The organism is Streptomyces globisporus, from assembly GCF_003501885.1.
GTDB lineage: Bacteria > Actinomycetota > Actinomycetes > Streptomycetales > Streptomycetaceae > Streptomyces > Streptomyces globisporus_D.
This window is the reverse complement of the sequence record NZ_QWFA01000050.1, coordinates 25,357-44,732: the sequence shown is the minus strand read 5'-3', so window position 1 is coordinate 44,732 and position 19,376 is coordinate 25,357. Positions and strand designations below refer to the sequence as shown.

The following is a 19,376-nucleotide window of genomic DNA, read 5'->3' as shown; positions in this document are numbered from 1 at the left end:
TGCGGCGACCGGATTTTCGCATCGCGCGGATGCGCACGACTGGCACTGTTAATAATTCACGGGGGGCTTACATGCCGATTCTGAAGGAACACTACTCTTTCGACAGAACAGACATTCATCAGCTCCGCGACTTCCTGGTCAATCAACGCAGACTGTCCGGCTGGACGCAGGAGGAGCTCTCCGACCGCTCCGGCGTCAGTGTCCGGACCATCCGCAATCTGGAAACCGGCTCCAACACCAATCCACGTCGGACCTCCGTCAGCCTGCTGCTCACCGCGCTCGGCGCCACCGCCACCGCGTTCCCCGAGCCGACGCCCTGGGACAGCGGGCGCAGGCCGGCTCTCGGGCAGTCCCCGGACCTCCAATCCGACCCGACAGCACTCCCGCCGTGGCAGGGCCCCCGGCCCTTGGGCGACGCGTTGGTGGGCCGCCAGGCCGACCTGGGGCACGTCCTCTCCGCCGCGCAGCGCAGCCGGCTGATCGTTCTCACCGGACCCGGCGGAGTGGGCAAGACCCGCATCGCCCTGGCAGCGGCGTCCCGGCTGCGCCCGCTGTTCCAGGGCGGCGTGGCGGTCGCCGAACTGCACGACATCCCGCCCCAGCATCTGGAACCCGCCGCCTCGGCAGCTGAGTTGACGCGTGTAGTGCGGCGCCTGACCAGCAGCAACGAAGGCGGTGTGCGGGGCGGTGCCGGGCTCGGACGGCGGCTCCTGGTCCTGGACAGCGCCGAGCATGTCTCGCAGCATACGGCGCGGATCGCGCGGCAACTCCTCGACGAGCACCCCGGGCTCCAGATCATCGTGACCTCGCGCCGCGCCCTGGCCGTCGGCGCGGCCGAGACCTGGGAGGTCGAGCCGCTTTCGTGCGACCGACGGGACGGCTCGGACACCGAACTCCCGAGCGCGGTGGAGCTGTTCCTGCGCCGGGTACGGGCCAGTCTGCCGACGCTCGACCTGGGCAACCGCCTGCCGCTGGTGCAGCAGCTCTGCCGGCTCCTCGACGGCATGCCACTCGCGATAGAAGTGGCCGCGCGAGGACTCAGATCGCTCCCTCTCACCACCCTCCTGCACGACGGGACGCTCTTCCACCTGCTCGCACATGTCGACGCCGGTGACCTGTCGCGGCACCGCACGCTGTCGGACAGCGTGCGGTGGAGCTACGAACTGCTGCCCGCCCCTCATCGCGAGTTGCTCCGTGAGCTGTCCTCGCTGCCCAGCACGTTCTCCCTGGACGCGATCCCGGCCCAGGCGGGCGGGGGGTTCGGTAGCACACGCGTCGCCCACCTCCTGGCCGAACTCGCCGACGTCTCACTGGTCCAGATCAATCGGGGGCAGCAGTACAGATACGGGGTCCACGCACTCGTACGCCATTGGGTCACACAGGAGGAAGCCTCGACGGACCTCGGACGGTCCGCCGAGCAGGCCCGCGACCGGCCTGTACTCGCGGGCAGCGCCTGACGCCGGGCCATCTGACGCGCCACCGGGGACCGCGGCCCGCTCATGCCTGCGCCGGCCCGGCAGCTGACCTGACCGTCTGGAGCGAGAAATGCCGCGGGCCTTCGAGGCTCGACAGCATCAGCTCCTCCAGCCACGGCAGGCAGCTCTCCTCCAGCTCGGTCGTGTGGTCGAGCCGCCGCAGCAAGCGCTGAAGCGCCAGCACCAGCCATCCGCTGCCGCCCGGCTCCGCGCGCTCCCGCTCGAACGAGTAGAGCCAGGTGTAGAGGCAGGAGGCAGCCGCGTGGTGGACGCTGTGCTCGGTGGCCTGATCCTGCCCGTGCGTGGAGGCGGCGTCCGGCGCCTCGGCGGCGATCCGCGTGTAGAACTCGGTCCGGCGTCGGGAGAGCTCGCTGAGAACCTTGACGAGCGCGGCGCCCTCGGGACCGGCGAGTTCGCGTTCCGCGATCCGGCGGGCCTCGTCGGCCGCCGGACCCCAGCCCCGGGTGATCTCGTCCTCACTGGCGTTGGTCAGCCGCAGCGCCCTGCCCGACGGATGCCACTGCGGGGCGTCCTCCGACCAGTCGAAGAGCTGCCGCAGCACCCCTTCCCCGCCGACGGCGGGACGGTCGGCCACTCGCGCCACCGCGGGAAGCTGTGCGGCGATGCTGTGGAGGTTGACGTGCGTGGTCCCCTCGAAGATGCTCGCTATCGCATGGTCGCGCTGGAGCTTCTGGAACGCGCCGGAAGCCACGCCTTCCCGCAGATAGCTCCGGGCTCCGAGAACCCTGGCCGCCTCCTGCACCACCTCCTCGCCAAGGGTCGGGACGAGGTATTTGACCACCGACGACCACAGGCTGAGCCGGGACGGCACGATGGAGAGCGAACGCGCCACCGGCAGCGCCGTGCACTCCGCGATCAGCAGGTCCACATGGGCATGGACCAGATGCCGCCGGATGACCGGAAGCTGGTAGATCTCCTGTCCGTAGAGCACTCGCTCACGCGCGTGACGCAGAGCGATCCGCAACACCGAGTCCATGGTGCCGATGGACAGTGCTCCGATCGCCGTCCGGGTGATCTGGAGCACCTGAAGGATCCCGACCAGTCCGGACCCGGCGCGCCCGAGGAGTGCGCCGGCGGGCACCCTGGTGCGGTCGAAGGTGATCCCGCTGAGGTCGTGACCGCGCAGCCCGACCGTCCTCACGAACGGGTGGTTGGTCCAACTGCCCTTCTCCATCTGCTCCTTGTCAAGGAGCAGCAGGGAGGACCGCGAACCGTCGATCGCGGCGTAGACGGTGACGAAGCGGCCCCGGGTCGCGTTGCCGACGGGCCACTTCTCTCCGGTCAGGAGGAAATCGTCACCGTCGGACTCGGCCACGGTCTCGTTGGTGCCGAGATCGCTGCCGTGGTCGGGTTCGGAAACCGCGAAGCAGGCCAGTTCTCCGTCCAGGAGGGCACCCGCGACCCGTGCGCGCTGCTCGTCGTTCCCCCACAGCCAGACCGAGTTGACCCCGAGGAGCGCGGAGCCGAACATCACCGCGAGCGTCAGATTGCGGCGCGCGAGCGTACGCGTGAGCAGGAAGAGGTCTTCGAGGTTCCGGAGCCGGCCGCCGAAGTCCTCGGGCACCAGGTATCCGGAGAATCCCCACGATCTGAGCAGCTCCACCGCCCCTGGTGGAAGACTGTCGTTCTCCTCGTGCGCCACGATCTCGGCGAAGCTGAAGGGGCCGCTCTCGGCGGCCGGGTCACCGAGCGTCCGCTCCAGATCGGCGACCAGCGCGTGGGCCGGGCGCTCGCCCGCGGGGCCGCTCATACCAGGGGGCTGTCGACGCCGTAGCGGCTGAACATGCCGTCCAAGGCTTCCGCGTCGGGCAGTTCCGCCCGGCCCGCAACCACCTCGGCGCTGACCAGCTCGATCACATCACTGACCCGCTCCAGCTTCATGGCGGCCTCAGGGTTCAGCGCCTGGAGGGTGAAGAGATCCTCCAGGTTGTAGCCGAGCTCCGCGAGGACCAAGGAGTGGAAGCCGAGGTCACCGACGAGCCGGTGGTCGAGATCGATCCGGTCCAGCTTGCGAGGCGCGACCACCTGGACCATACCGACCACCACGGGAGCGATGGCCTCGGTGCCGATCGCGGCAGGAGTGTGAGTCATGCCGTCGACGCTAGGACCCGCCGATGACCGGGCCCAGGCAACGGGCCCGGCAAGCGCGCGGCAACTAGAAGCCTGTCGGGCAACCCGGCCGACCATCCGTCCAGGGCATCATGACGCCTCGCCAGTCGTCATGGCCCCAGGAGGTGGACCCGGCCCGGCCGTCGAGGCGTGAACAGCGCTCCGAGAACCCGCCGCCCCGCCGAAGCTGCCGCCCGCCTGCCTTGCCGGAACCGGGCTCGGCGAGGAGGCTGACCGGCATGAGCACAGCGGACAGCACGCCGGCAGTCGACTGGGTCAGCGCCCGGTTCACCGTCGGGAACCCGCGCCTGAGGCTGATATGCCTTCCGCCTGCGGGCAGTGGCGCGGGCGCCTTCCATGCCTGGCGACCTTACGTCCCCGAGCACCTGGAGCTGGTGCCGGTGGAGCTGCCGGGCCGCGGCTCGCGGATCGACGAGCCCGTACCGGACGATCTCGACGCACTGGTCGAGGCCCTTCTCCACGGCCTTGAGCCGGAACTGAACCTGCCCTACGCCCTGTTCGGCCACAGCTTCGGAGCCGTGGTGGCGTACGAGCTGGCGCTGCGGATCGAGCGGGCGGGGCTGCGGCCGCCCAGCGCCCTGCTGGCCTCGGCGTCCCGCGCGCCGCATCTGCCCCTGATGCGTGAGCCGATCTCGGCCGGCTCCGACGACGAGCTGATCGCCTGGCTGCTGAGTACCGGCGGGCTGCCGCGCGAACTCCTGGCCTTCCCCGACTTTCTGAGCGATCTGCTGACGGCTGTCCGGGGCGACCTGGCCCTCGCCGAGGGCTACGTCATTCCGCACCCGGTCGCGGTGAGCTGCCCGCTCTTCACCTTGGCCGGCGAGGACGACACGGTGGCCCCGGTGGCACAGGTCAGACCGTGGGCCGCGTACACACCGGCGGAGCACCGGACCCGGGTGCTGCCCGGCGGTCACTCGTTCCCGGGCACCCACCCCCGGCAGACGATGTCAGCGGTGCTCGACTCCCTGCCGGCTCTCCGGTGAGGCTCACCGGCTGGGACGAGAGACCGCTCAGGAAGTTCGAGTACACGTAGGTCGGCGGGCCTGTCGGACGAGCCTGCGCGACCAGGTCGCGCAGGCTCTCCAGGAGGGCCGTCAGCTCGGCGCGGGCGAGGAACGCGCCGAGGCAGAAGTGGGGCCCGTAGGCGAACGTCAGGTGCTTGTTGGGGGTCCTCGCAAGGTCGAACTCGTCGGGCTCGGCGAAGACCCGGCCGTCGCGGTTGGCGGAGGCCAGCCAGGTGGTGACGATGTCGCCCTCCTCGACGAACTGGTCGCCGAGGAAGAGGTCCTGGGTCGCGGTCCGCCCGCTGTGCAGGGCAGGGCTCGTCCAGCGCAGTACCTCCTCGACCGCCGAGTCCACCGTCACCTCACCGGACTTGAGGGCCCGCCACTGGCCGGGCCGCTCCATCAGCGCCTGGAGCCCGCCGACCATCGAGAAGCGGGTCGTCTCGTGACCGCCCATGATGATGCTGTAGCAGTTGAAGACGATCTCCTCGTGCGTGAGGGGCCGCCCGTCGATCTCCTTGGTCACCAGCAGGCTGACAACATCGTCGTACGGTTTGTCGTGCCGGGCGGCGGCAAGCTCCGAGAAGTAGAGCAGCAGCCCGTTGCGCGACGCCCAGGTGGCCTCCTCGTCGGGGAGCCCGTCCTCGGTGGACAGGGCGGAGGAGGTGAGCTCGATGATGTGCTGCCGGTCGGTGGGCGGCACGCCGAGCAGGTCGCAGATGGCGGCGAGCGGGATGTGCGCGGCCACGTCGGCGGCGAAGTCCACCTCGCCCCGCTCCACCGCCTCCTCGACCAGCCGCCGGGTACCCCGCCGCACGCTCTCGACCACCACGTCGAGGGAGCGTGGCGAGAACGGCTTCAGCAGGGCGCTGCGCAGCGCCTTGTGCGGCTGCCCGTCCGTGACGGCGAGCATCCTCCCGGCCGCCGAGTCACCGCCGGCGAGCAGGGTGTCCAGCACGTTTCCCCGCTCCGAGGTGAAGCTCGCGCTGTCGCTGAGCACCGAGACGACGTCCGCGTGACCACTGATCACCCAGAACCCTGGACGGCTGTCGTTCTCGGGCTGCCAGTGCACCGGCGCCTCGTCCCGCAGGCGGCGCCACAGCGGCCCCAGGTCGTGGTGGGCGTGCAGGAGCGGATCGGCCAGATCGACGGCGTCGAGCGGGCCCTGGTCGAGCGCGGGGCGGGTGTCCATGGGGCGGTTTCCTCGGACTCGGTTACGGGCGGGCGACAGCGGAAGGGCGCGATGCGGACAGCGGCCGGGCGCCGCCGTCCGGGTCAGCGCATCGGCTCGGTGGGGCCGGGGAAGAACGCTGTGGTGGCACCGGCTGTCTCCGCGCCGTCCACGGTGAACTGCTGACCGGAGATGAAGGACGCCTGCGGCGAGGCCAGGAAATGGAACACGTCCGCGATCTCCTCGGGCAGGGCGTGGCGCCGGGCCGGGATGCGTTCGTTGACCTCGTCGAGCATCGCGTCGGTGTACTCGGCGCGCTGCATGGGTGTCAGTACGGCGCCGGGGGCGACGCACGCCGTCCTGATCAGCGGGCTCAGCTCCACGGCGAAGGTCTGGCACAGCGAGGCGACACCTGCCTTGCTGGCGTTGTAGTCCGCGTAGAGGGGGTAGCCGCGCGACCCGTTGACGGACGCCGTCGCCAGGAGCACCCCGCGTCCCTCCCGCAGCATGTGCGGAACGGCGTGCCGCCACAGGGCCAGGACACCCATCAGATTGACATCCAGGGTGCGCCGGGCGTCCGCCTCGGTGAGGTCGAGGATGGAATGCCGGACGCTGATGCCCGCATTGGCGATGACGACGTCGATGCGGCCGCGCTCGGCGTGCACCCGGTCGACGGCCTCACCCACGGCGGTCCAGTCCGCGATGTCGAGCATGACCGTCCGGATCTCGCCTCCCCCCTCGCGAGGGCCGTCCACCGCGTCCCCGGTGGGTGCCTGGATGTCGAGATTGACCACGTGGTCGCCCGAGCGGGCGAACCGCTCGGCGGTGGCGAGTCCGATACCGCTGGAAGCGCCGGACACGATGACTGTGCGCATGATGCCTCTCCTGCTCCTTCCGCCCGACCGGCTCAGACGATGACGCGGTGGTTGCCGAGTACGTATCCGCTGGAGTTGCGGCGCAGGTTGCGGCTGACGGTGAGCTTCTTCAGCCAGCGGTCGCTGCCGTCGTACCGGGCCTTGAACGACCGGCGGCCGTGCACAGCCCGGTAGTTGTCCACGATGAGCAGCGAGCCGGGGCCCACAGCGACGTCCCGCTGTACCCGGTGCAGCTCGGCCATCAGCCGGTCGAGCGCGCCCTCGGCCTCGGTGTCCCCCGGTGCGACATCCATGAACGGCCGGTCGATGCGCAGGTAGGGATTGAAACGGTCGCCCGACAGAACGGCGGTCGGAACAGCGCTGTCGATCATCCCGTACAGCTTCTCCAGCGCGGGATGTGCGGGGTCCAGGGCCTCCAGCTGCCGTATGTGCTCGGTGTCCGGCATGATCCGGAAGCGGGCCTCGGCGAGTACCGCGCGGTCGTGGTCGCTCAGCCGGACGTCACGGACGGAGGCGACGATGGTCGGCACCAGGTCGGGGTTGCGCAGCCCGAAGAGCAGGAGGTAGTCACAGCGGTTGGGGTGGAAGCCGTCCTCGGTGTGGAACTCCAGCAGGCTCTCGCTACCGTAGCCGCTCTGCCGCAGCTCGTCGCCCCGGATCGGCAGGATGTTCTGGATGATGCGCCCTTCCTGGAGGGTCTCCCAGCCGAACGGGTCGCCCAGCGCCATGCCGCACATCGCCAGCCACAGCTCCTGGGACCGGGCCGCGTCGGAGCGGATGGCGTGGCGCCAGTGGTCGGGTGTGGGGCCGATCAGCGCGTCGTCCACCGGGAAGCCGTGCACCAGACATGCCGCGGACCTCTCGGTCCTGCGGTAGGAGAGGAGGAATCTGCGCAGACCGGCGGGGAGAAGCTCCTCGGCCGTGTGGGCGTGGTCGTAGAAGTCCGGCAGGCCGGGTGCCCCGTGGGCGTCACGGAGTCGTGCGGCGGCCTCCTCCAACTGAGTGACTTCGGTGGTGTCCAGGTGGTATTCGGCGGGAGTGTCGCCGCGGTCCTTCCCCGGCAGGGCCGCCGCGGCCACGTCCGGGGAAGGTACGTCAACAGTCGGGGTGCTGCTGGTCATGTCGGTTGTCCTCACCTGGTCGTGACCGCTCGGGTCGTCCGTCGTTCGGTCCTGTGCGGTCCGCGCCGGTGGCCGGGCCGCGTGGTGGTGCGCACCGGACCGGCCTGGCAGGGTCCAGGCCTTTCGTGGTCCGGTGATGGCGCTCGGTGCGGTGGTGCGTGTTCGGTGGCGCGTCGGCCCCGTGTGCGAGGGGCCGGCTACCGCCAGTCCTCGGCGAACTCGTCGAGTTCGCTCTGGTCCAGGGTGATCAGCGGTTCCTGCGAGTCGGCCTCATCGGCGTCCGCCGCCGGAACCAGATCCTTGACCGCGGTGGCGAGCGCCGCCACGGTCTTGTGGGCGAACACGTCGCGCGGGGCGATGTCCAGGCCCTCCGCGTAGGCCATCGTGACGAGCTTGATCGAGACGATCGAGTCGCCCCCCAGGTCGAAAAAGCTGTCGTCGATGCCGACGCCCTCCGTGCCGAGTGCCTTGTCGAACAACGCGCACAGCAGCTTCTCGCGCTCGGTCCGCGGTGCCCGGCCGCCGTCGGCTCCGGAGAAGTCGGGAGCGGGCAGAGCGGCGCGGTCGAGCTTGCCGCTCGGCGTCACCGGCAGTCGGTCGAGGGCGACGACGGCCACGGGCACCATGTGGTCCGGCAGCACGGCGGCGACGCGTTCACGGAGCGCGGCCGGGTCGAGCGGGCCGGCCCCCACCGGGGCCGCGTACGCCACCAGGCGTGGTGAGCCGGGGGTGTCCTCCCGTACGACCACGACGGTCTGCCCCACCGAGGGGTCGGCGGCGAGCACCGCTTCGATCTCACCCGGTTCGATACGGAAGCCGCGTATCTTGACCTGCTCGTCGACGCGGCCCAGATACTCCAGGCCCCCGTCCGCCGTGCGCCGCGCCACGTCGCCCGAACGGTACATCCGCGCGCCCGGCGATCCGAACGGGTCGGCCACGAAACGCTCCGCGGTGAGCCCGGACCGCCGCAGATAGCCGCGGGCGAGGCCCTGGCCCGCCAGGTAGAGCTCACCCGCCACCCCGACGGGCGTCGGCCGCAGGGAGCCGTCCAGCACATGGACCCGGGCGCCGACGACCGGCCCGCCCATCGGCGGAGCGGTCCGCCCGGACAGCGGGCGGCTCATCGTCGCGATGACGGTCGCCTCGGTGGGACCGTACGCGTTGACCATGCGGCGCCCGGCCGACCAGCGTGCGACCAGGTCCGGCGGGCACGCCTCGCCGCCCACGACGAGGGTGACCCCGTGGGGCAGGGCGTCCTCGGGCAGTACGGCGAGCGAGGACGGCGGCAGCAGGAGCGCGGTCACACCGTGGCGCGCCACGGTCCGCGCCAGGGCCGGTCCGGGGAGCAGTTCGTCGGGGTCCGCGGTCACCGCACTCGCCCCGGTCAGGAGCGCCGTGGCCAGTTCCCACACGGACGCGTCGAAGCTCGGCGAGGCGAACAGCAGCACCCGCTCCTGCGGACGGAGCGCGAGCCCCTCACGCTGCTGGGCGATCAGAGCGGCGATCCCGAGGTGGGACACCACCACGCCCTTGGGGCGGCCGGTCGACCCGGAGGTGTAGATCAGATAGGCGGCGTTCGCGGGCCGCAGCGGCGCGATCCGGTCGGCGTCGGTGAGCGTCGCCCCGGACAGACCGGCGGTCAGCTCCGCTTCCGGGTCCAGGAGTTCGGTGACGTTCCCGGCATCCGGCCCGGGCCCGTCCAGGCACAGCACCTTCCCCGCACCGGCCTCGGCCATGACCGCCGCTCCCTCACCGGTGGTGAGGACGAGATCCGGTCGCGCGTCACCGATCAGGTAGCGGAGCCGGTCCGGCGGGTAGCCGAGGTCCAGCGGAAGATAGGCCGCGCCTGCCTTGAGGACCGCCAGCACCGCGAGGACGGACCGTGCCGACTTCGGCATCGCGATCGCCACGACACGCTCCGGGCCGACGCCCCGGTCCACCAGCGCGCGGGCGAGCCGGTTGGCCTGGACATCGAGTTCCCCGTAGGTGAGGGCCAGCTCGTGGTCGTACACCGCGACGGCGTCGGGTGTGGCTCGTACGTGCTCCTCGAAGAGCTCCGGGAAGGTCGCCGTCCGCTCGTGGGCCGCCCCCTCCGCCGCGGCCAGGAGCTGACCGCGTTCCCGGTCCGTGAGCAGGTCGATCCGGCCCAGAGGTACGGTCCGGTCGTGCACGAAGCAGTCGAGGATCTTACGTACCCGGGCCAGCAGCGCGCCGGCCGCCTCGGCCGTGAACAGGTCGGCACGATAGCTGAGTTCGAGGCTGAGGCGCTCGTCGGGCATGACGACCAGGCTGAGCGGATAGTGCGAAGCGCCGGGTACGGGCTCCTCGTCGAGGGAGATCCGCAGGCCCGGAACCTGCTCCTGGATGGCCGCCCCGTCGAAGGGGGTGTTCTCGAAGCCGATGACGGTGTCGAAGAGCTCCCCCAGTCCCAGAGCCCGCTGCACGTCGGGGAGCCCGACGTGGTGGTACGGACGCAGCTCGGCCTGGTGCGACTGGAGGTCGGTCAGGATCTGGTCGAGCGATCGTGCGGGGTCCAGCCGTACCCGTACGGCGACGGTGTTCATGAACAGGCCGACAATATCCTCGACGCCGGCCAGTTCCGGTGGGCGCCCGGCGGTCGTCGCACCGAACACGACGTCGTCGCGTCCCAGTTGGTGACCGAGTGCCACCGCCCAGGCTCCTTGGACGACCGTGTTGAGCGTCAGGCCCGCGCCGCGCGCCGCGGCGGTGAGCACGTCCGTCCCCTCCGCGTCCAGGACCTCCGTCACCAGGTGGGGCACGGTCGCGGTGGCCGCGTCGGCGCCAGGGGCGACCAGCGTCGGTTCGTCGAAACCGGCCAGGGCCTCGCTCCAGGCCCGCGTCGCCGCCTCATCGTCCTGGCGGGTGAGCCAGCCGAGGAAACCGGTGAACTGGGCCACCGGCCGGTCCGTGCCGGCTCCGCCGCGGGCATAGAGGGAGAAGACGTCACGGAAGAACAGCGGCAGCGACCATCCGTCGAGCAGGGCGTGGTGGTAGGTGGTCAGCAGGGCGTGGTCGTCGGTCCCGAGCCGGACCAGGGTGACCCGCATCAGCGGAGGGGCGGTGAGGTCGAAGCGGGTGACGCGGTCCTCGTCGACCAGCTCCGCCAGTCGCCGGCGGCGTTCGTCCTCACCGTGACCGGATAGGTCGATCTCCCGCCACGGGACGCGCAGGCCCTCATGCACCACCTGGACGGAACGGCCCGATGCCAGGAGCCGGAAGGAGACACGCAGCGCGGTGTGGCGGGCGAGAGCCGCGTCGAACGCTTTGCGCAGCACGGCGGGCGTCAGTGGCCCCTCCAGCCGTGCGGGCGCCTGGGCGGTGTAGACGTCGATGCCGTCTGCGGCCAGCAGGGCGTGGAAGTGCATGCCCTGCTGGAGCGGGGTGAGAGGCAGTACGCCGGTCAGCTCGTGTCCGCCGGCGGTGATCTCCGCCCGTTCGGCATCGTTCAGCGACAGCAGCGGCCCGGTGCCGGAACTGTCCGCCGCCGTGGGGGCCCCCGCCTCGATGTCCTCGGCCGCCTCGGCGAGCTTGGCGATGGTCTTGTGGACGAAGACGTCCCTGACGGTGAGGGCGAGTCCGGCGCGGTGGGCGCGGGCCGCGAGCTGCATCGAGATGATGGAGTCGCCGCCGAGGTCGAAGAAGCTGTCGTCGACACCGATACGCGGCTGCCCCAGCCCCGCCACGAAGCAACCGCCCCGCCACGAACTCACGCAACGCACCCGCATCCGGCCGCTCACCGGAAGCCGCCCGTACGTATCCGACGATCCGCCGTACGCCCTCGGCGTCGGCGGACACCGCCGCGACCGCCTGGCCCACCGAGGGATGGTCGGCCAGAACGGCCTGGATCTCGCCGAGTTCGATGCGGTGGCCGCGTACCTTGACCTGGAAGTCGGACCGGCCGCGGTATTCCACGACACCGTCGGGTCGGCGGCGCCCCAGGTCGCCGGTGCGGTACATCCGGGCACCCGCCGGGCCGAACACGTCGGCCACGAAGCGCTCCGCCGACAGGCCCGGGCGGCCGAGATACCCGCGGGCGACCCCGTCACCGGCGATGTACAGCTCGCCGACGACCCCGGCCGGCACCGGCCGCAGGAACGCGTCCAGGAGATAGACCCGGGTGTTGTCGGCGGGGACACCGATGGCGGGCGGGTCCGCCGCCGCACCGGTTGAGCCGCCGGGGTGCCAGAGCATCGCGTCGACCGTGCACTCGGCGGGACCGTAGAGGTTGTAGACCGACAGGCCGGGTACGCCGTGGAGTTCGGCCCACAGGTCGTCGCCCACCTCCTCGCCGCCGAGCGCGAGGACTCGCACGCGGTGCCGCTCCCCCGCCGCCTCGAACATGCCCGCGTCGAGCACCTGCCGCGCGACGGACGGCGTGGTGTCGACGACGTCGATCCGTTCTTGCGCCGCGTGGCGGACGAGTGCCAGAGAATCCTTGCGCACGGTGTCACCGACGATGTGCAACTCGTGTCCGGCGACCATCCACAGGAGCTGGCTCCAGGAGGCGTCGAAGCCGAGCGAGTTGGTGAGCGCGGCACGAAGCGGCCGGCCGCCCGCCCTTGCCCGCTCGGGTTCGAAGAAGTTCGCCCGGTGGCTGTGGAACATGTTGGCCAGGTTGCGGTGCTCCACGGCCACACCCTTGGGGCGCCCCGTGGAGCCCGAGGTGTAGATGACGTAAGCGAGGTGGGCGGGCAGCAGCGCACCGGTGCGGTCGTCGTCGTCGAGGTCCGTCCCGTCCGCGGGCGGAATGGTCTCGTCGAGCAGGAGCGCCGGCACCGATTCGGGTACGTCGCCCACCGTGGCGACGGCAGCCAGGACGAGGGCCGGCCGGGCCTCCGCGCAGATCGCCGCGATGCGCGCCGCCGGGTGGTCGACATCGATCGGAAGGTACGCCGCACCCGACTTGAGGACCGCCAGGATCGCCACCACGGCGTCCGCGGACCGCGGCACGGCGACACCGACGAGGTCGCCCGGTCCCACGCCACGGGCTGCGAGCAGCCGGGCCAGGCGGTTGGCGTCGGCGTTGAGCAGACTGAAGCTGAGGCTGGTCGTGCCGTCCGTGACGGCCACCGCGTCGGGCGTCGCGCGGACCTGTGCCTCGAACAGGCCGGGCAGCGTCCCGGCCGGACGCTCGACGGCGTGTCCGCTCGCCTCGCGCAGGATCTCGTGCCGCTCGGCGTCCGTCCGCGAGGGGAGCCGCCCGGCCGGCTCGTCGGGCTGGGCGGCGATGTCCTCCAGCAGACCGGTCAGGCGCCGCAGTACGCCGCTCGCGGTGTCGGCGCTGTAGACGTCCTCGCGGTAGTTGAGTTCGAAGCGGAGCCGGCTGCCGGGGTGGACGGCCAGGCTCAGCGGGTAGTGGGTGCCCTCGAACGCCTCGTCGACGGCGTCCCGCAGAAGGCCGACGTCGAGCCCGGGCACCGAGGCGCCCTGGACGGCCCGTTCCACGGGAACGTTCTCGAAGGCGACGGTGGTGTCGAAGAGTTCGGTGGCGCCCACGGCGCGGTGGATCTCGGCAAGTCCGAGGTATTCGTGCCCCATCACGGCCGTGTGGTCGTGCTGGATACGGGCCAGCAGGTCCGCCACCGGCTCTGCCGGGTCGATCCGGACCCGGGTGGGCACGGTGTTCATCATCAGGCCCACCATGCGGTCGCTGCCCGGGAGCTCCGGTGGGCGGCCGGCGACGGTGTTCCCGTAGACGACGTCCTGGCGCCCGGTCAGCTCGGTCAGCAACAGCGCCCAGGCGCCCTGGACCAGGGTGTTGACGGTGAGTTCGCGGCTCCGCGCCAGGGCGGTGAGTTCCGTCGTGGTCCGCTCGGACAGCTCCGTCACGACGCGCCGCTGCCCCCGGTCGGAGGAGCCGGTGCCTGCCTTGTCCGCGACGAGCGTGGCGCCGTCGACCCCCGAGAGCACGCCCTTCCAGGCCCGCTCGGCCCGGTCCCTGTCCTGCTCGCCGACCCAGCCGAGGTAGTCCTGGAAGGGCACTGTCGGCTCCAGCCGATCCGCCGTGCCGCCGTCTCCGTAGATGCGGAACAGATCGCCGAGGATCAGGGGAAGCGACCAGCCGTCCAGCAGGATGTGGTGGTTGGTGATCAGCAGGATGTGCCGGTCGGGTGCGAGCCGTATCAGCGTGAACCGGAGCAGCGGCGGCTTCGCCATGTCGAAGCGCCTCGCGCGCTCCTCGGTGAGCAGCCGGGAGAGGCGTGGCCTCAGTTCCTCCTGGCCGAAGCCGGAGAGGTCGATCTCCTCCCACGGCGGCTCCACGACGCGCGCGACGGCCTGGACGGCCTCGCCCGAGCGGCGGCGCAGGAATCCTGCCCGCAGGCTCGCGTGCCGGCCGACCAGCGCGCCGCAGGAGACACGCAGCAGGTCGGTGTCGAGTGCCCCGGTCAGCTCCAGCGGCGTCTGGACGTTGTAGAAGTCGATGTTCCCGCTGTCCGCTTGTCCCTCCTCGTAGAGGGCGTGGAAGAGAATGCCCTGCTGCAACGGCGAGAGCGGCAGGACCGCTTCCAGGGATGTCTGTCTCACAGTGCTGTCCCCCACTGGGCTTCTAGCTCGTCGAGTTCTTCCGCGTCGATCCGCACCAGGCTCCCGGCACGCGGTGTCGCGGCCCGCTCGCCGGCGTACTCGGCCGCCTCGGCGAGCTTGGCGATGGTCTTGTGGACGAAGACGTCCTTGACGGCGATGGCGAGTCCGGCCCGATGGGCCCCGGACGCCACCTGTACGGCGATGATGGAGTCGCCGCCGAGGTCGAAGAAGCTGTCGTCGACACCGATACGCGGCTGCCCCAGCCCCGCCACGAAGCAACCGCCCCGCCACGAACTCACGCAACGCACCCGCATCCGGCCGCTCACCGGAAGCCGCCGGTGTCACGTAGGCCACCAGGTGCCGGTGGCCCGGCCGGTCCTCGCGGACGGCCGCCACGGCCCGGTCGACTCCGGGTGCCTCGGCGAGAACGCTCTCGACCTCGCCGAGTTCGATGCGGAAGCCCCGAACCTTGACCTGGCTGTCGGCACGGCCCAGGTAGGACAGCTCGCCGCTCTCCGACCGCCGTGCCACGTCTCCCGTCCGGTACATCCGGGTGCCGGGCGCGCCGAAGGGGTCGGCGACGAAACGTTCCGCGGTGGTTCCGGGACGGCCGAGGTAGCCGCGGGCGAGCCCGTCACCGCTCAGATACACCTCGCCCGCCACTCCGGGCGGCACCGGCCGCAGCGCGTCGTCCAGCAGCCGGACGCGGGTGCCGGGGACAGCACGGCCCATGGGCGGGACGGTCCGCCCGGACAGCGCGCCGGTCTGGGTCGCGATGACCGTCGACTCGGTGGGGCCGTAGGCGTTGACCATGTGCCGGCCGGGCGACCAGCGTGCGACCAGGTCCGGCGGGCACGCCTCGGCGCCGACGACCAGGTTGATGCCGTCCGGAAGCCCCCCGGCCGGCATGGCCGCCAGCGTGGACGGGGCCAGCAGCAGACAGTCGACGCCGAGTTCGGCGACGAGCTCGGCCAGGGGTGGCCCGGGCGTGAGCCGCTCGGTCGGCGCGACCACCGCGGCGGCGCCGGTGAGGAACGCCGCACACAGCTCCCATACGGAGGCGTCGAAGCTGGGCGAGGAGAACTGGAGTACGCGGGTGCGGGGGGTCAGGCGCAGCAGGTCGCTCTGGTGGCGCGTCAGCGCGGCGAGGCCGGTGTGCGTGACGATGACGCCCTTGGGCCTGCCGGTCGACCCTGAGGTGTAGATGACGTACGCCGGGTGGGTGAGGCGCAGGGACGTGCGGAGGTCCCGGTCGTCGAGATCGCCGCCGTCGGTGTCGCCGTCCGCCGGCGGGTGGTCCACGGGAGCGGCCGCCTCGTCCAGGTACAGGCGCGGCACCTCGGGGGCGAGCGTGGCGTCGTCGGCGGCGCGGGTCGTCAGCAGCAGCAGCGGTGCGGTGTCGTCGAGCATCGCGGTGACCCGGGACCGTGGGTAGTCGAGGTCGACCGGGAGACAGGCCGCGCCCGACTTCAGCACCGCCACCGTGGCGGTCAGGGCGGCACTGCCGCGCGGGAGGGCGACCGCCACCAGCCGCTCGGGGCCGGCACCTTGCCCGACCAGCACCCTTGCCAGCCGGTTGGCACGGACGTTGAGCGCCGCGTAGTCGAGGGATTCGGTCGGGGAGAGCACGGCACAGGCGTGCGGGGTCTGCCTGACCTGCTCCTCGAACAGCTGCGGAAAGGTACGCGGGACGACGGGTTCCGTGTCCGGCCCGGGGCCGCCCGCGGCGAGTGCCCGGGTGCGTTCCGCCGCGGTCAGGACGTCGAGGCGGGCGAGCGGCACATCTGCGGGACCGGCGAGGAAGCGGGAGAGGAAGTCCGTGAACCGGTGCTGGTGTGTGCGGAGTTCGGCGAGGCCGTACCGGTCGGGGTTGGCCTCGAACTCGATGCGCATGCCCCGGCCGCCCGGATCGGGGTGGCAGGTGATGTTGAGGTCGGTGACGGGTCCGCCGGACAGGGCCATGACCTCGGCCTCGCGCCCGGTGAACGCGGTCTCGGACCCCGACGGCATGATGTTCACGAGCACCCCGAACAACTGCTCGTTGGTGCCGAGCATGCGCAGGTCACGCCGGAGTTCGTCGTACGGGTAGCGCTGATGGGTGAGCAGTTCCCCCAGCCGCCGCGCGACCTGCCGCACCAGCTGGGTGCGGTCGGCCGCCGGGTCGACGGTGATCCGCAGCGGAAGCGTGTTCGACAGCATCCCGGGCACGTTCTGGGACCTCGCCCCGAGCCGCGCGGTGGTGGGCACCCCGATCGTCAGGTCCTGAGCCCCCGTCATCCCGTGGAGATAGGCGGCGACCGCCGCCAGCATCGGCACCGTCCAGGGAGTGCGGGCGGCCCGTCCGGCGGTGTGCAGCGCCCGCAGTCCGTCCGGTGGGAGCACTGTCGTCGTGGCGATCGCCATGCCCGCCGCGGTCGTCGGTGCTCCTGGCGCCAGACCGGCCGTCTCGGGCCGGTCGGCGAAGATGCCGGCCCAGTACGCCCGGTCGGCGGTGTAGTCCGCCGACGCACGGTAGTCGCTCTCGTCCGCCAGCAGGTCCTGGAGCCGGCCCAGCGGTTCACCGTCGGGTTCCGTCCCGGTGGCCAGCGCCTCGTAGCACGCGGAGATCCGGCGCGAGTGCAGCACCGACCCGAAGGCGTCGGACAGGATGTGGTGGCTGCGCTGGTACCAGACGTGGTGGTCGGCTCCGACCCGTATCAGGATGTGCGCCGACAGCGCGTCCTTCTCCAGGTCGAGCGCGGTCGCGCGGTCGCGGTCGATCAGCGTCCGCGCGGCGGCGAGGGGGTCCGGCTCGTCGCTGAAGTCGTACTCCTGCCAGGTCGAACAGCCGGGTGGGACCGGCCGCTGGTACGTACCGTCCGGCCGCTCCACCAGTTCGACGTCGAAGCTTCCGCTCTCCCCCTCGGCCCGGCGGATCGCGCGCTGGAGCAGTCCGCCGTCCAGCGGCCCGCGCACCTCCATGGCGACCATGGTGTTGTAGGCCGGGTTGGCGGGGTCGAGCCGTTGGGCGAAGAACACCCCCCGCTGGGCCGCCGTCAGCGGCAGCAGACCGTTCTCGGCGCGTGAAGTCATCGGGTCGTAACCGCTCTCTCGTGCATCCCCGCGAGCCTGGAGGCCCGGATCTCGCGACGATGCTGCATCGCCCGCCCGTGCGGTAACCAGGCAACCGAACCGGCAATCAGCGGCGCTGGTCGAAATGCCGCCCGGACCGGGCCGAGTTACCGGCCGCTTGCCTGGTTCTCGTACGGGAGGCGGGTGATGCTGCGGCGAGCCGGGCACGGCGCCACGCCTCGCGTGTGCCGGAAGTGCCGTGAACCATGGGAGAGGACAGGGACGTTGGGAGACCGGAACCGAGGCCTGCTCGATTGGCTGGACCAGCCGTCCACCGAGCGCGGCCTGTACTACGCGGATTCCGCCGACGGCTGGGACTTCTGGTCCTACCGTGATCTGGCCGCGCTGGTGCTGAGAACCGCCGCCGCCCTGCGGGCGCAGGGGGTCGGGCAGGGCGACGTGGTCGCCCTGGTGCTGCGCTCCAGCCCGGGCTTCGTCGCCGGGTTCTTCGGCGCGCTCGCGGCCGGCGCGACGCCGTGCTCCATCCCGCCGCCCTTCGCCTTCCAGCGTGCCGACGAGTACGAGAAGCACGCGAGCCATCTGTTCGCGACGGCCGCGCCCCGGTTCACCGTCTGCGACGACGAGTCGCTGGAGCAGATCCGTAAGGTCGCGAGCGGACTGGGGCTCCAGGAGCCGGTCGCCTTCGACGAACTCGTGGCCGGGGCGGAGCCGTTGGAGCGGCCGATGCCGCTGCCGGAGACCGCGTTGATCCAGTTCACCTCCGGGTCCAGCGGCTTCTCGCGCGGCGTGCTGATCTCCGCCGACGCCCTGGAGACCAACCTCGCCGGCATGAGGCAGTGGCTGGGCTGCGCGCCCCAGTACCCGGCGATCAGCTGGCTGCCGGTCCACCACGACATGGGTCTCGTCGGCTTCCTGCTGAACGTCGTCGTCACCGGCTTCGACGGCTGGATGATGCAGCCGGACGACTTCATCCGCTCACCGCTGCGGTACCTGCGCTGCATCAGCGACCAGGGCGCCGTCATGACGGCGATGCCCAACTTCGGGCTGGCGTACATCCTTCGCCGGGTGAGACCGGCCGACCTGCGGGAGCTGCGCTTCGACTCGGTCCGGTGCGTGATCATCGGCGCGGAGCGGGTCGACCGGCAGGTGCTGGAGGACTTCCACGCCCTGCTGGGGCCGCACGGTCTCAACCGCGGCGCGCTGCTCCCCGCGTACGGCAGCGCCGAGGCGACCCTCGCGGTGACCGGGCTGGCCCCCGGCGAGGGCTGGTCGGCGCAGGCACCGGACGCCGGAGACGCGGCGTCTCTCGCCGGAGCGGCGGTGGTCGGCTGCGGCCGTCCGCTGGAGGGCAGGACGGTGCGGATCCTGTCCGAGGAAGGTGAGGAACTGCCGGACGGACGGGTAGGCGAGATCGTCGTCACAGGGGTGTCGATCGCGAGCGGGTACATCGGTACCACCGGGTCCGCCTCGAGTACCAGCGTCGATGACGGGGGCCTCGCCACCGGTGACGCGGGTTTCCTCCGGGACGGGCAGCTCTTCGTGATCGGCCGGCTCGGCGACGGGCTGAAGGTGAACGGGAAGATGGTCTTCGCCGAGAGCCTGGAGGCCCTGCTGCACCACCGGGGCATTCCCGAGCGGCGCGTCGCCGTCCTGCTGGGGGTACGCGACGGGGTGCCGACCGGCGTGGCGGTGTTCGGCGGCGTGCGGCCCGGCTGGCGGGAGGCCGCCCACGAGGTTCTCTCCGAGTGGCTCGGCGACGCGGAGCTCCACATGGTCGAGCTGCCCCGTGGCGGTGTCTCGGTCACGTCGAGCGGAAAACCGCGCCGGAGGGTCATCTGGAAGGCGCTCTGCGCGGGCGAGTTCGACGCGACGACCCGACCGCTGACGGCGGAGGCGGACGCGCCGGTCGCAGCGGACTGATCGGTCCTCGACGAACCGTACGCGTGACAATAGTGTGTGCC

At 71.5% G+C, this 19,376-nt stretch carries 8 protein-coding genes and 2 pseudogenes; 3 read left to right on the top strand and 7 right to left on the bottom strand.

Annotated features, from left to right (window positions below; all coding sequences use genetic code 11):
* Positions 1-71: 71 nt before the first annotated feature.
* Positions 72-1,457 carry a helix-turn-helix domain-containing protein gene (locus tag D3105_RS11930; protein ID WP_118903181.1) on the top strand — a complete coding sequence of 462 codons (1,386 nt, stop codon included), beginning with the start codon at positions 72-74 and terminating at the stop codon, positions 1,455-1,457.
* A 40-nt stretch (positions 1,458-1,497) separates the two neighbouring features.
* Here the strand turns inward: D3105_RS11930 and D3105_RS11925 are convergent, their stop codons facing one another.
* Both D3105_RS11925 and D3105_RS11920 read right to left on the bottom strand, forming a co-directional pair.
* The gene (locus tag D3105_RS11925; RefSeq protein WP_055558903.1) at positions 1,498-3,246 is read right to left on the bottom strand and encodes an acyl-CoA dehydrogenase family protein; all 1,749 of its coding nucleotides are present in this window, start codon (positions 3,244-3,246) and stop codon (positions 1,498-1,500) included.
* Entirely contained in the window at positions 3,243-3,587 is a 345-nt protein-coding gene (locus D3105_RS11920; RefSeq protein WP_031122366.1) for an acyl carrier protein, read from the bottom strand. The genes D3105_RS11925 and D3105_RS11920 overlap by 4 nt, the downstream gene beginning before the upstream one ends.
* A 110-nt stretch (positions 3,588-3,697) precedes the next feature.
* Between D3105_RS11920 and D3105_RS11915 the strand changes: the two are divergent.
* Positions 3,698-4,522 (top strand): annotated as a pseudogene (locus tag D3105_RS11915) (thioesterase II family protein); the annotation flags it as partial.
* Here the strand turns inward: D3105_RS11915 and D3105_RS11910 are convergent.
* From D3105_RS11910 to D3105_RS36035, 5 genes and pseudogenes are all read right to left on the bottom strand, one after another.
* Positions 4,479-5,822 (bottom strand): cytochrome P450, encoded by a 1,344-nt coding sequence (locus D3105_RS11910; protein ID WP_055558904.1) that lies wholly within the window; start codon positions 5,820-5,822, stop codon positions 4,479-4,481. The pseudogene D3105_RS11915 and the gene D3105_RS11910 overlap by 44 nt on opposite strands.
* Before the next feature lie 83 nt (positions 5,823-5,905).
* Positions 5,906-6,676, bottom strand: a complete 771-nt coding sequence (locus D3105_RS11905; protein ID WP_031122369.1) for an SDR family NAD(P)-dependent oxidoreductase — start codon at positions 6,674-6,676, stop codon at positions 5,906-5,908.
* A 32-nt stretch (positions 6,677-6,708) separates the two neighbouring features.
* Complete coding sequence (gene gntD, locus D3105_RS11900) at positions 6,709-7,797, bottom strand: guanitoxin biosynthesis L-enduracididine beta-hydroxylase GntD (protein ID WP_118903179.1); 1,089 nt, start codon at positions 7,795-7,797, stop codon at positions 6,709-6,711.
* 197 nt (positions 7,798-7,994) lie between these two features.
* Positions 7,995-11,543, bottom strand: coding sequence for a non-ribosomal peptide synthetase (locus D3105_RS35290; protein ID WP_118903177.1), 3,549 nt, complete (start codon positions 11,541-11,543; stop codon positions 7,995-7,997).
* Positions 11,544-11,676: 133 nt separating this feature from the next.
* Positions 11,677-17,415, bottom strand: a pseudogene (locus tag D3105_RS36035) (amino acid adenylation domain-containing protein); the annotation flags it as partial.
* Between the two features lie 264 nt (positions 17,416-17,679).
* Between D3105_RS36035 and D3105_RS11880 the strand changes: the two are divergent.
* Positions 17,680-19,335: an AMP-binding protein gene (locus D3105_RS11880; RefSeq protein ID WP_118903174.1), complete on the top strand. Its 1,656-nt coding sequence runs from the start codon at positions 17,680-17,682 to the stop codon at positions 19,333-19,335.
* Positions 19,336-19,376 lie beyond the last annotated feature (41 nt).

Excerpts from the sequence above, each read along its gene's own strand:
- D3105_RS11930 (WP_118903181.1), top strand. The coding sequence starts at position 72 with ATGCCGATTCTGAAGGAACACTACTCTTTCGACAGAACAGACATTCAT.
- gntD (WP_118903179.1), bottom strand. The coding sequence starts at position 7,797 with ATGACCAGCAGCACCCCGACTGTTGACGTACCTTCCCCGGACGTGGCC.
- D3105_RS11910 (WP_055558904.1), bottom strand. The coding sequence starts at position 5,822 with ATGGACACCCGCCCCGCGCTCGACCAGGGCCCGCTCGACGCCGTCGAT.
- D3105_RS11905 (WP_031122369.1), bottom strand. The coding sequence starts at position 6,676 with ATGCGCACAGTCATCGTGTCCGGCGCTTCCAGCGGTATCGGACTCGCC.
- D3105_RS11920 (WP_031122366.1), bottom strand. The coding sequence starts at position 3,587 with ATGACTCACACTCCTGCCGCGATCGGCACCGAGGCCATCGCTCCCGTG.
- D3105_RS11925 (WP_055558903.1), bottom strand. The coding sequence starts at position 3,246 with ATGAGCGGCCCCGCGGGCGAGCGCCCGGCCCACGCGCTGGTCGCCGAT.
- D3105_RS35290 (WP_118903177.1), bottom strand. The coding sequence starts at position 11,543 with ATGCGGGTGCGTTGCGTGAGTTCGTGGCGGGGCGGTTGCTTCGTGGCG.